11 protein-coding genes and 1 pseudogene are annotated in these 12077 nt (G+C 72.5%); 6 read left to right on the top strand and 6 right to left on the bottom strand.

All coding sequences use genetic code 11. The annotated features are described in order from the left end of the window. The coding region (locus PSH25_RS18840) for a M23 family metallopeptidase (RefSeq protein WP_238660336.1) at positions 1–410 on the top strand (410 nt) is incomplete at its 5' end. Here PSH25_RS18840 and PSH25_RS18835 read toward each other — a convergent pair. From PSH25_RS18835 to PSH25_RS18810, 6 genes are all read right to left on the bottom strand, one after another. Continuing rightward, a complete protein-coding gene (locus PSH25_RS18835) occupies positions 331–1512 on the bottom strand; it encodes an aminotransferase class V-fold PLP-dependent enzyme (protein WP_238660335.1) in 1182 nt (393 codons plus the stop codon). The two genes, PSH25_RS18840 and PSH25_RS18835, sit on opposite strands and share 80 nt — an antisense overlap. 157 nt (positions 1513–1669) lie before the next feature. Beyond that, positions 1670–2656, bottom strand: a complete 987-nt coding sequence (locus tag PSH25_RS18830) for a tyrosine recombinase XerC (protein ID WP_238660334.1) — start codon at positions 2654–2656, stop codon at positions 1670–1672. 367 nt (positions 2657–3023) lie between these two features. Then, positions 3024–3227 (bottom strand): hypothetical protein, encoded by a 204-nt coding sequence (locus PSH25_RS18825; protein WP_238660333.1) that lies wholly within the window; start codon positions 3225–3227, stop codon positions 3024–3026. 341 nt (positions 3228–3568) lie between these two features. Continuing rightward, positions 3569–4792: a DNA-processing protein DprA gene (locus tag PSH25_RS18820; protein WP_238660332.1), complete on the bottom strand. Its 1224-nt coding sequence runs from the start codon at positions 4790–4792 to the stop codon at positions 3569–3571. Then, on the bottom strand, positions 4789–6309 hold the full coding sequence (locus tag PSH25_RS18815; RefSeq protein WP_238660331.1) for a YifB family Mg chelatase-like AAA ATPase: 1521 nt from the start codon (positions 6307–6309) through the stop codon (positions 4789–4791). Before PSH25_RS18815 ends, PSH25_RS18820 begins: the two co-directional genes overlap by 4 nt. 30 nt (positions 6310–6339) lie before the next feature. Next, positions 6340–6699, bottom strand: a complete 360-nt coding sequence (locus PSH25_RS18810) for a YraN family protein (protein ID WP_238660330.1) — start codon at positions 6697–6699, stop codon at positions 6340–6342. Between the two features lie 318 nt (positions 6700–7017). Between PSH25_RS18810 and PSH25_RS18805 the strand changes: the two are divergent. The 5 genes and pseudogenes from PSH25_RS18805 to frr all read left to right on the top strand — a co-directional run bounded on the left by PSH25_RS18805 (position 7018) and on the right by frr (position 12025). Next, a pseudogene (locus tag PSH25_RS18805) lies at positions 7018–8122 on the top strand (hypothetical protein). A gap of 469 nt (positions 8123–8591) precedes the next feature. After that, positions 8592–9494: a 30S ribosomal protein S2 gene (gene rpsB / locus PSH25_RS18800; protein WP_238660328.1), complete on the top strand. Its 903-nt coding sequence runs from the start codon at positions 8592–8594 to the stop codon at positions 9492–9494. A gap of 134 nt (positions 9495–9628) precedes the next feature. Next, on the top strand, positions 9629–10456 hold the full coding sequence (gene tsf, locus PSH25_RS18795; protein ID WP_091400300.1) for a translation elongation factor Ts: 828 nt from the start codon (positions 9629–9631) through the stop codon (positions 10454–10456). A 161-nt stretch (positions 10457–10617) separates the two neighbouring features. Next, entirely contained in the window at positions 10618–11385 is a 768-nt protein-coding gene (gene pyrH, locus PSH25_RS18790; RefSeq protein ID WP_030487501.1) for a UMP kinase, read from the top strand. An 82-nt stretch (positions 11386–11467) separates the two neighbouring features. Then, positions 11468–12025: a ribosome recycling factor gene (gene frr, locus PSH25_RS18785; RefSeq protein ID WP_204943784.1), complete on the top strand. Its 558-nt coding sequence runs from the start codon at positions 11468–11470 to the stop codon at positions 12023–12025. The last annotated feature ends 52 nt before the right edge of the window (positions 12026–12077 follow it).

The raw sequence follows: 12077 nt of genomic DNA, 5'->3' as shown, positions 1-12077 counted from the left end.
CCGGAGCGGTGGTCCGCAGCGCCGGGCCGGGCACCGTGCTCTTCGCCGGCCTGGTGGCCGGTCGACCGGTGGTCACCGTGGGGCACGCCGACGGGCTGCGGACCACCCACGAGCCGGTCCAACCCCTGGTACGCCCCGGCCAGCCGGTCACCGCCGGCGCGCCGCTGGGCGAGCTGCTGCCCGGGCACCCGGGTTGCCCGGCCGAGGCGTGCCTGCACTGGGGCCTGCGCCGGGGCGAGGAGTATCTCGACCCGCTGGCCCTGCTCGGTCTCGGCCCGGTGCGCCTGCTCCCGGTCGATCAGGTCCCGGTGTCCGTTTCCGGCCGTCCGGTCAGCGCTGGGCGAGCAGCGCCGGCAGCCGTGCGCCCAGCCGTTCGTACTCGTCGGCGGCGTTGTAGACCTGGCCGGTGAGCCGCAGCCACCCCCGGCCGTTCCAGCTCATCACCGCCACCTCCGCGGCGAGCCGCTCACCGATCCGTGCCTGCAACGCCCGCGCGGCGTCGATCGTGGTGCCCGTGCCGGCCGGCAACGGGATGAGGCGCAGCGCCACCCCCGGCCCGCCCGGGTCGGGCAGGTCGGCGGGGGCCACCCCCAGAGCGTCCCCCACCACCCGCTGGCCGTACGCGGCGAGCGCGGCGTTGTGCGCCCGCACCCGGTCGACGCCGAGACTGCGCATCGTGAACAGGCCCACCGGGGCAGCCAGCCAGGGCGTGTAGTCGAGAGTCGCCTGCCACTCGAGCCGGGCCGGAAAACCCGACTCCTGCTCCCAGGACACCACCAGCGGCTCGACCCGGTCCCGCCACTGCGGTGCCACCGTCAGCAGGGCGGTCCCACGCGGGGCGTACGCCCACTTGTGCAGGTTGCCCACCCAGAAGTCCGCGCCGATGCCGGCCACCGGAGTGGGCAGCATGCCCGGGGCGTGCGCGGCGTCCACCAGGACCGGCACGCCGTGTTCGCGGGCCACCCCGACGATTTCGGCAGCCGGGAAGAGCTTGGCGGTGGCCGAGGTGAGCTGGTCGACGACGAGTAGCCGGGTCCGCCCCGGGCGCAGGCTGGCGCGGACGCTCTGCACGATCTCCTCGTCGGTGGCAGCCAGGGGAATCGGCAGGACCCGGCTGACCGCACCGGTCCGGCGGCACTCGCGCTGGATGGCCAGGCTCACCGCCCCGTACCCGTGGTCGGTGCTCAGCACCTCGTCGCCGGCCTGCAGGCCCACCGACTGGAGCACCACGGCGACGCCGGTGGTGGTGTTGCCCACCAGGGCGCTGCCGTCCGGGTCGGCGCCCAGGAACCCGGCGAGGTGCCGGCGGGTGTGCGCGATCCGGTCGGCCAGCCCCTGGGTGAAGAAACGCAGCGGGTTCGCCTCCATCTCGTCGCGCAGCCGCTGCTGGGCGCGCTGCACCCCGATCGGTACCGCGCCGAACGAGCCATGGTTGAGGTGACTGACCGCCGCGTCGAGGGAGAAGAGCAGGCGGGCGCCCGGGATCGGCTCAGGGGGCTGCGGGACGCTCACTTGATGATCGTAACCGCCGTGCTCGCGCGCCCTCCGGCCGTTGAACAGGCGCGCGGGTGCGCCTGTCGGCCGTTGGTCAGGCGCGCGGGTGCGCCCGTCGGCCCTTGGTCAGGTGCGCGGTGCGCCAGCGGTTGGACGGCGCGTAGCCCGCTCGACGTCAGGCGCGTGGGTGCGCCTGTCGGTACGCGGCACGCAGGCGCTCGACCGAGACGTGGGTGTAGATCTGGGTACTCGCCAGCGACGAGTGACCGAGCAACTCCTGCACGGCGCGCAGGTCGGCGCCACCCTCCAGGAGGTGGGTGGCGGCGGAGTGGCGTAGATCGTGCGGGCTGGTCCGGGGCAGCCCGGCGGCCTCGGCGTACGCACCGACGATCTGCCGCGCGGTCGTCGGGTTGAGCCGGCCGCCCCGGGCACCCAGCAGCAGCGCGTCCCCGGACCGGGCGCCCACCATCGCCGGGCGGCCCCGGCGCAGCCAGTCGTCCAACGCCCGCTGGGCGGGCACCCCGTACGGCACCGAGCGCTCCCGCCCGCCCTTGCCGAACACCCGGATCACCCGCCGGCCGTGGTCGACGTCCCCGACGTCCAACCCGCACGCCTCGCTGACCCGTACGCCGGTGGCGTAGAGCAGCTCCAGCAGCACCCGATCCCGCAGCGGCAGCGCCTCGGCCTCTTTCGTTGCGCCCGACTCCGCGGGTGGGTTCGGGGGCGGTGCCTGCCGGGACGGTGCCTCGACCAGAGCGGCGGCCTGATCGGCGCGCAGCACGCTGGGCAGCTCCCGGTGCGCGCGAGGGCTGGCAAGCGCGGCGCCCACGTCGGCGGGGAGCAGCCCGGCCCGGTGCGCCCAGGCGCTGAACGCCCGCGCCGACGCGGCCCGCCGGGCCAACGACGTGCGGGCCGCACCGGTGGTGCGCTGCCGCGCCAGCCAACTGCGCAGCACCGACAGGTCCAGCTCCGCGAGGTCGACGCAGCCCATCCGGACGGCGTGGTCGAGCAGCGAGACGAGATCGGTGACGTACGCGCGGACGGTGTGCGCCGACCGGTTACGGACCCGGGACAGGTGCTCGGCGAAGTCGTCGACGGCGTCACGCAGCGCCGGCGGCAGTGCCTGGTGCATGGCCCGGGTGCCCCGGTCCGCCCGGCTCATCGTGGCCGCGCCGACGTGCTGGCCGATCCAACAGGGCAGACACCCTCACTCACAGCTGGCACGGCACCAGCCTACGGCCGATCGTCGGCGGATCACCGGCTCCGTCGGTGCCGGTGTCCGCCTATGAGCGGCGGTTGCTCCTCTTGATCAGGAAGACGACCAGGCCGGCGATGAGCACGGCGGACGTGACGAGACAGCACAGTGTGGTGATGTGCCACGGCTTGATCGCACCCATGAGCACGGACCGTACCGGCATTGCGGGTTGGGCGGCGTCCCGAGCAACTCCCGCGCGGCATGCGGTGACGCGACGTCGCAGGGGCCCTTCGGGCCCGAGGAAACGGCGGACCACACCAACAGCTGCTGGGAGTCAGGCGTCAGGATCCATGACGAAGTTGAACGCGGTGATGAGCAGCACTAGCGTCCCGCCGAACGCGGTGCCCCCGGCGATCAATGCCCTGCCGTTGCTTGGCTCGACGGTCCGAGCAGCCCAGCCGACGATGACGCCGACCAGGCTGGCCGCCAGCACAGCGACGACCAGCAGCAGCAACCGGATGGCGACCTTGTAGCCCATCGAGGGGAACCTCCGCCTAGACACAGTGATCCAAATTGGATCAGCCATGCCCTCCCTCGGGCTTCGCCTTGCTTCGCAAGATGTCAGGGGCTCGTGGCCCACGTCAATAGCACCCGCAAGATCTCCAAAAAGTCGGACCGTTTGGAACGGAGAGGTCAGTAGGCCGGACGTGCAGATATGCAGCCAGCTGTTCGGTCGACCGTAGCCACCGCGGGGAAGCCCCCGCCGTGGCTGCGGGCTCTGCGGCGGCAGCGTTCCACTAACCGCAGCCACCCCGGCAGCGCAACGGGCTCCTCCAGCCACACCCCCTTCCGCTTGTGCGTCGCCTTCGGAGACATCGCCTAGGCCGAGCCGGGCACCCCCGTCGCCGCCGGTGGCGGTGTCCCCCGCTTCGGTTTGGCGGGTGGGGCGAGGGCGTAGCCGTCGTCGCGACGGACCACCATGGACAGCTCCTCCAGCAGGGACAGCTTGCGCAACGCCGTCCGTACGTCGAGGCCGGCGCGCGAGGAGAGCCGGTCCACGCCCATCGCGCCTCGGCGGGGCAGCGCCTCCAGCAGCGACCGCGCGTCGTCGTCCAGCGCGTCGGTGGCCCGCTGCGGTCCACGCGCCAGCGGGGCCAGGTCCGTGCCGATCCGGCCCACCTCCTCCAGCACGTGCGCAACCCCGGTGACCAACCGGGCCTTGGAGTACTCGCGCAGGAACTCATGCGCGCCGACGGACATCGCCGAGGTCACCGGCCCGGGCACCACCATGGCCACCCGATTGGCGTGGATGGCTCGCCGCGCGGTCTGCGTCGCGCCACTGCGCGCCGACGCCTCGACCAGGACGGTGCCCCGGGTGCCTCCGGCGATCACCCGGTTGCGGATCAGGAACCGGGGCCGTAGCGGCTCGGCGCCGGGCGGCCACTCGCTGACCAACAGCCCCGTCTCGGCGATCCGGTCGAAGAGTGCGGCGTTGCCCATCGGGTACGGGCGGTCGAGCCCGCAGGCGAGCACCGCGACGGTCAGACCGCCCGCGGTGAGGGCGCCCCGGTGGGCGGCGGCGTCGATGCCGAACGCGCCACCGGACACCACCGTCCAGTCCCGCTCCGCCAACCCGTACCCCAGCTCGGTCGCGACGTGCTGCCCGTAACCGGTGGCCGCCCGCGCCCCCACCACGGCCACCGAGCGATCCAGAGCTTCGCCGAGCGGCCAGCCCCCGCGTACCCAGAAGCAGAGCGGCGGGGCGGTCTCACCGTCCACCCGGCGGCTGACGTCCGGCAGACGCAACGTCGCCAGGCCGGCGACCTGGGCCGGCCACTCCTCGTCGTCCGGCGTGACCAGCCGGGCACCCAGTCGTTCCGCCCGCTCCAGGGCCTCCGCCGCCACCGCCCGCGCGTCGCCGGCCGCCGAGCGTGCGGCGACCGCGGTGTGCAGCCAGCCGTCCGGGCTGCCGCCGTCGAGCAGCAGATCCAGGGTCGCCACCGGGCCGTGCCGTTCAACCAGATGGTGCACCGCGCGCGTGCCCGGCTCCGCCAGCCAGGTCAGGGCGACCCGGGCCAGCCTGCGTTCATCCTCGGCGCTCACGCCGCCTCCCCCGTCCGTAGTTGAAGCGCTTCCCGGACGTCGTCCCGGTCCGGCCGGTCACGACCGTCGAGATCAGCGATGGTCCAGGCCATCCGGATCACCCGGTCGAAGCCGCGCGCCGACAGCGAGCCGGAGTCGAGTCGGCCACGCAGCTCGACGGTGACCCGGGCCGGCAGCCGCCACGGCGGTCGGCGCAGGTGCGGGCCCTCCACCTCGGCGTTGAGCCGACGGCCGAGGTCGGCCCAGCGGGCGGACGCCGCCTGCCGGGCCGCCGCCACCCGTGCGGCGACCGTCGCCGAGGGCTCGACGTCGCCGTCGGTCGCCATCAGCTCGGCCGCCCGCACCGGCATCAGCCGCACCTGGACGTCGATCCGGTCGAGCAGCGGCCCGGAGAGTCTTCCCAGGTAGCGGCGGCGGACCAGCGGCGAGCACTCGCAGTGCGCGTCGCCGGCCGGCTTCGCGCACGGACACGGGTTGGCCGCCAGCACCAACTGGGTGCGGGCCGGGTACACGGTGCCGCCCCCGCTGCGGCTGAGCTGGATGTGGCCGTGCTCCAGCGGCTGCCGCAGGGCCTCCAGCGCACCCTTGCTGAATTCGGGAGCCTCGTCGAGGAAGAGCACCCCGCGGTGCGCCAGCGACACCGCCCCGGGTCGGGCCAGCCCCGAACCGCCGCCCACCAACGACGGCACGGTCGCGGTGTGGTGTGGCGCCTGGAACGGCGGGCGACGCAGCAAACGACCGCCCGGCGGCAGCAGCCCGGCGACCGAGTGCAGCGCGGTGACCTCCAGCGCCGCGTCGTCGTCCAGCTCGGGCAGGATCGACGGCAGTCGTTCGGCGAGCATCGTCTTGCCGGCGCCCGGGGGGCCGAGCAGTGCCACGTGGTGCCCGCCGGCCGCGGCGACCTCCAGGGCGCGCCGCCCCATCTGCTGCCCGGCGACGTCGACGAGATCCGGCCCACCGACCGGCGGTGCCGGGATGTCTGCCGGTGGCTCGATCAGTGGGGTCCCGTCGCGCACGAAGGCGACCAGCCGGTGCAGGGTGTCCACCGCTCGCACCCGTACCCCGGGGATGACGGCGGCCTCGGCGGCGTTGCCGGCCGGGACGATCACCCGCGCGACACCGGCCTGGGCTGCGGCGGCGACCATCGGGAGTACGCCGCGCACCGGCCGGACCGTCCCGTCGAGCCCCAACTCGCCGAGCACCACCACACCCTCCAGGGGGAGCAGCGGCAGCTCACCCGAGCCGCCCAGCAGCGCTGCGGCGATGGCCAGATCGAAGGCCGAGCCGAACTTCGGCAGCGTGGCGGGCAGCAGGTTGAGGGTGATCCTCCGGTTGGGCCAGCGCTGGCCGGAGTTGACCACGGCGGCACGGACCCGGTCGCGGGCCTCGTGCAGGGCGGTGTCGGGCAGACCGGAGATCACCACCGCAGGCAGGCCGGCGGCCAGGTCGGCCTCCACCTCGACGAGGTGGCCGGTCACACCGACCAGCCCCACGCAGAGCACCTTCGCGTAGCTCATGGCGCGTCACCGATCCTCCGGGCGCGCATGTCAGAACGCGCCCTTGAGGTGGTCGACCTGCGCCGGACCGGCGTCGGGCAGCCGCACCGACAGCACGTCGAAACGCACCTCCTCGGCGGTCGTACCGGTCTCGGTCAGCCACCGCGCGGCGAGCCCTCGCAGCCGGCGGGCCTTGGCCGGCACGACCGCCTCGGCCGGGGTGCCGAAGCCCTCACCCCGGCGGGTCTTCACCTCGCAGAAGGCGAGCACGGGCCCGTCCCACGCGATGATGTCGATCTCCCCGGCCGGGCAGCGCCAGTTGAGGGCTATCGGGCGCAGCCCCGCCTCGGTCAGATGCCGGGCCGCGCACCGCTCGCCGTACGCGCCGACCGCCTGGTTCCGCTTCGTCATGGCCGGCACGGTGCCCGCCGAAGGGTGATCGCCGCGACCCGGCGGCAGTCCAACTGTGGACAACGGGTGAGCTGTGGACAGTCGGACGATCATGCCTGCGCTGTGCTACGGCGTGATCCTCCGACCGAGGCCGGCAGCGTGGCTGGCCGCACGTCATGGCGGGGCCGCCCTGATCAGGTGATGAGAAGTAGGTGTCAGGACCGCCGCCGCCCTACTTTCCATCACCTGATCAAGGTGCGGATCGCGGCAGTGCCGCCTGGGCGCGGTTCGTACCCCGCGCTACCCGGGCCGTCGGGGGCACGACCGGCCGGGGCTGAAATGGCGCGGGCGTGGCCGGTCGCATACGGTGCCTGACGTGGACGGACGACGGAGTTTTCCGGAAGATCAGGAGCCGCGCTGGTACCCCGACGAGCGGGGTCGCGGTTACGGCGAGTCGGAGTGGCGCGGCGCGGGCGAACCGCGATACCGGGACAGCGAGATCCCCGAGCAGCGTGGCGCGGAAGACGGCCGCTCCGTCGAGGACACCGGCGTCGGCCGCCGCCGCGAGCCGGACTCGGGACGCTTCGGCGCCGTCGACGCGGGTCGCTTCGGTGCGCCGGAGTCGGACTCGGGTCGGTTGAGTGCGGTGGACGTGGGTCGCTTCGGCGGTGCGCCGGAGTCGGACTCGGGTCGCTTCGGCGCTCTGGACGATCAGGCCGGTCGATTCGGGGCGAGTGAGGCTGATTCGGGGCGTTTCGCTGCTGTGGACCCGTTGGGTGCCGCGCGGCCAGAGGTGGACGGTTACCGGGCCAGCCGGTCGCGGCGGGCGGACCGGGACCCCTCGGAGACCTCCGGTGAGCTGCCCGGACGCCGGGCCGCCCGCGAGACGACCGCAGCGGGATCTCCGGTGACCAGCGCGGTGCCGGAGACGTCCCGCGACAGCACATCGGCAGCGCCGCCCAGCGTGCTCGCTGACCAGGCTCGTCCCGCTCCGCTCGGTGGGTACCCGATCATCGAGCCGACCCGGGGCGGCGGCGACACGCCGCACCCGCTGGAGATGCCGACCGGTCCGATGCCGGGGATCGGCCCTCGACCTGACCTGCCCGCAGGCGAGCCGCCGGTGTATCCGCCGGCCGCCGACGGCGTCTACCGGACCCGTCGACCGGTGCTGGCCGTACTCTTCGCTCTGCTGGTGTTGATCTTCGAGGTTCCCGCGCTGCGGGTGTTGCTGGCCGGCGTGACCGGCGACCCGGTGGACGCCGGGAACGTGGTGGTGGGTATCGCCCTGGTCGCCGGACTGCCGATCTTCGCGACCGGGCTGTACGGGCTCCGAACGGGAGGGCTGGCGCTCGCCGACAACGGTCGGGGCTGGCTGCGCCCGCCGACGGCCTACCTGACCGTCGGCCTGGTGCTCTTCGTGGCCGCCGCGCTCGCCGCAGGCTGACCCGTCCTGACCCAAGATCGCCCGCCGCGGCCTGACCCGCCGCCGGCCGGCGCGCGCTGATGATTCGGACAACAACCAGGAAATAGTGGCCTCCGGCGACGCGGAGGCCACTATTTCCATGAAGTAGCGCGATCTTGCCGGCAGGTCGCACGATCGAGCCGGGAGCCGGGAGCCGGGAGCCGGGAGCCGGGAGCCGGGAGCCGGGAGCCGGGGAGCAGGCGAGCCGGGAGCGGCTGAGCAGCACGCCACGCGCACCCCGGGGCGGCTGAACGGGTGAGGGGCGTACACTGGCCAACTGGCGACCGCCTCGTGCGGTCGACCTCGCGCGCCCTCTTCACGAATCGTCGTGGAGCGACGGCCTCCCTGGTCCCGATCTTGATCGGGTCCACCATGGGTCGGCGACCAGGCGCCAGGACGCCCGGCCACCGGCCGGGCGTGACAACCAGGGACCTTGAGGAGTACCCCAACCATGGCCGTCGTGACCATGCGTCAGCTGCTGGAGAGCGGTGTCCACTTCGGGCACCAGACCCGGCGCTGGAACCCGAAGATGAAGCGCTTCATCATGACCGAGCGCAACGGCATCTACATCATCGACCTGCGCCAGACCCTCGAGTACATCGAGAAGGCGTACGAGTTCGTGCGTGGGACCGTCGCCGAGGGTGGCAGCATCCTGTTCGTCGGCACCAAGAAGCAGGCCCAGGAGGCGATTGCCGAGCAGGCGACCCGGGTCGGCCAGCCGTACGTCAACCACCGCTGGCTCGGTGGCATGCTGACCAACTTCCAGACCGTGTACAAGCGGCTCCAGCGGATGAAGGAGCTGGAGGGCCTGGGTGACCTCAGCGGCACCGCCGCCGGTTACACCAAGAAGGAGACCCTGCAGCTCTCCCGCGAGAAGATCAAGCTGACCCGCACCCTCGGTGGCCTGCGGGACATGCAGAAGCTTCCCGCCGCGGTCTGGATCGTCGACACCAAGAAGGAGCACATCGCCGTCGACGAGGCCCGCAAGCTGGGCATCCCGGTGATCGCGGTGCTGGACACCAACTGTGACCCGGACGAGGTCGACTTCCCGATCCCGGGTAACGACGACGCGATCCGCTCGGCCGAGCTGCTGACCAAGGTCGTCGCGGCCGCCGTCGCGGATGGCCTGATCGCGCGTTCCGGCCGTCGCCGGGGCAACGACGAGAAGCCCGAGGGTGTCGCGAGCGACGAGCCGCTGACCGAGTGGGAGCGCGAGCTGCTCGAGCCGAAGAAGGCCGACGAGACGGCCGCCCCGGCCGAGCAGCCCGCCGCTGCCGCTGCCGAGCAGCCCGCCGCCCCGGAGCAGCCGGCGCAGGCCGCCACCGAGCAGCCGGCGACCGCCGCCGCGGAGTGATCGCACCGTCGCTGCCCCGCCGTCCGTTTTCGCGAACGGCGGGCAGCGACGGTACGCCGGGCACGATCCGCCCGGATCCGGGTAACCGGCACCTCTGACCATCCACACGCCGTCTCAACACCGAAGAGAGAGCCATGTCCCAAATCACCGCCGCGGACGTCAAGAAGCTCCGCGACCTCACCGGCGCCGGCATGATGGACAGCAAGAAGGCGCTGACCGAGGCCGAGGGCGACTTCGACAAGGCCGTCGAGATTCTGCGCGTCAAGGGCGCCAAGGATGTCGGCAAGCGGGCTGGCCGTACGGCCGCGAACGGCCTGGTCGCCCACTCCGGCAAGGCGCTGCTCGAGCTCAACTGCGAGACCGACTTCGTCGCCAAGACCGAGTCGTTCATCGCGCTGGGCCAGCAGTTGGTCGAGCACGGTGAGCGCGCCGGCGTGAACTCCGCCGAGGAGCTGCTCGCCTCCGAGCTCGACGGCAAGGTCATCGCGGACCTGATCCAGGAGCAGTCCGCCAAGATCGGCGAGAAGCTGGTGCTCAACCGGTTCGCCCGGGTCGAGGGCACCACCGCCGTCTACCTGCACCGCAAGGCCCAGGACCTGCCGCCGGCCGTCGGCGTGCTGGTGTCGTACACCGGCAAGACCGACGAGGCCGGCGACGCCGACGCCCGTGGTGTGGCCATGCAGATCGCCGCGATGCGGCCGAAGTACCTCACCCGGGACGAGGTTCCGGCTGAGGTCGTCGAGTCCGAGCGGCGCATCGCCGAGCAGACCGCCCGCGAGGAGAACAAGCCCGAGGCGGCCCTGCCGAAGATCATCGAGGGTCGGGTGAACTCCTTCTTCAAGGACTTCGTCCTGATCGAGCAGTCGTCCGTCTCTGACAACAAGAAGTCGGTGAAGCAGCTGCTGGCCGAGGCCGGCATCGAGGTCACCCGCTTCGTGCGGTTCGAGGTCGGCCAGGCCTGAGCCGCCACCGGGCGCCGCTGGCGCCCGTGGGCAGGAGACATCAACGAGGAGGCCGCCGGTGTACGTGACAGGCACCGCGGCCTCCTCGTCACATAGGGTCGGCAGCGGCAGGTTCGCGGTACGCGCCGCACGGGGCGTGCGCGTGGGGAAGGGCGGGGCGGATGACGCAGGTTGTGAGTGACCGGACGCTGGAGCTGGATGATCCGACGGCACCGCCGCCGGGGCGTGCCCGCCGGGTGGTGCTGAAGCTCTCCGGTGAGGTCTTCGGTGGCGGCGCGATCGGCGTCGACCCGGACGTCGTCCAGGCCATCGCCCGGCAGATCGCCACCGTGGTCCGCCGCGGCGTGCAGGTCTCCGTGGTGGTCGGCGGCGGCAACTTCTTCCGCGGCGCGGAGCTGCAGAAGCGTGGGATGGACCGCGCCCGCGCCGACTACATGGGCATGCTCGGTACCGTGATGAACTGCCTCGCGCTCCAGGACTTCCTGGAGAAGGAGGGCATCGAGACCCGGGTGCAGAGCGCCATCACGATGGCCCAGGTCGCCGAGCCGTACATCCCGCTGCGCGCCATCCGGCACCTGGAGAAGGGCCGCGTGGTCATCTTCGGCGCCGGCGCCGGGATGCCGTACTTCTCCACCGACACGGTGGCCGCCCAGCGGGCGCTGGAGATCCGGGCCGACGTGGTGCTGATGAGCAAGAACGGCGTGGACGGCGTCTACACCGCCGACCCGCGGATCGACCCCACCGCCAGCAAGCTCGACTCGATCACCTTCTCCGAGGCGCTGCGCCGCAACCTGCGGGTGGCCGACGCGGCGGCGTTCAGCCTCTGCATGGAGAACGGCCTGCCGATGCTGGTCTTCGGCGCGCAGGGTGACGACACCATCATCCGCGCGGTGGGTGGCGACAAGATCGGCACCCTGATCACCGCCTGAGTCCCGCCGACGGCGACGACGACAGCGGTCTGACGACTTTCCGCAGAGCCCACCACGAGCACAGAAGGAGGCGAGGAGACCGGTGATCGACGACACCCTCCTCGAGGCCGAGGAGAAGATGGAGCGTGCGGTTGAGCACGCCAAGGAGGAGTTCGGCGCCATCCGTACCGGTCGCGCCAACGCCGCCATGTTCTCCAAGGTCATCATCGACTACTACGGCACGCCCACGCCGCTGACGCAGATGGCGTCCATCGCGGTGCCCGAGCCGCGGATGGCCATCATCAAGCCGTACGACAACTCGCAGATCAACGCGATGGAGAAGGCGATCCGCGACTCGGACCTCGGGGTGAACCCGAACAACGAGGGCAACCAGTTGCGCATCCTGCTCCCGCAGATGACCGAGGAACGCCGCCGCGACATGATCAAGGTGGCTCGGCACAAGGGCGAGGAGGCCAAGGTGGCGATCCGCAACGTCCGCCGCCGTGGCAAGGAAGAGCTGGACCGGATCGTCAAGGACGGCGAGGCCGGCGAGGACGACGGCCGCCGCGCCGAGAAGGAACTCGACGACCTGACCCAGCGGTACGTGGCCAACATCGACGACCTGGTGAAGCACAAGGAAACCGAGCTGCTCGAGGTGTGATCGTCCGCCGGTTGGTGGGCTGAGATGCGCCGAGGCCCGTTCCCGACGTCGG

This window comes from Micromonospora foliorum, assembly GCF_022229015.1.
In the GTDB taxonomy this organism is placed as follows: Bacteria; Actinomycetota; Actinomycetes; order Mycobacteriales; family Micromonosporaceae; genus Micromonospora; species Micromonospora foliorum.
Note: the sequence above shows the minus strand (reverse complement) of the source record. Positions and strands in the feature narration are given on the sequence as shown.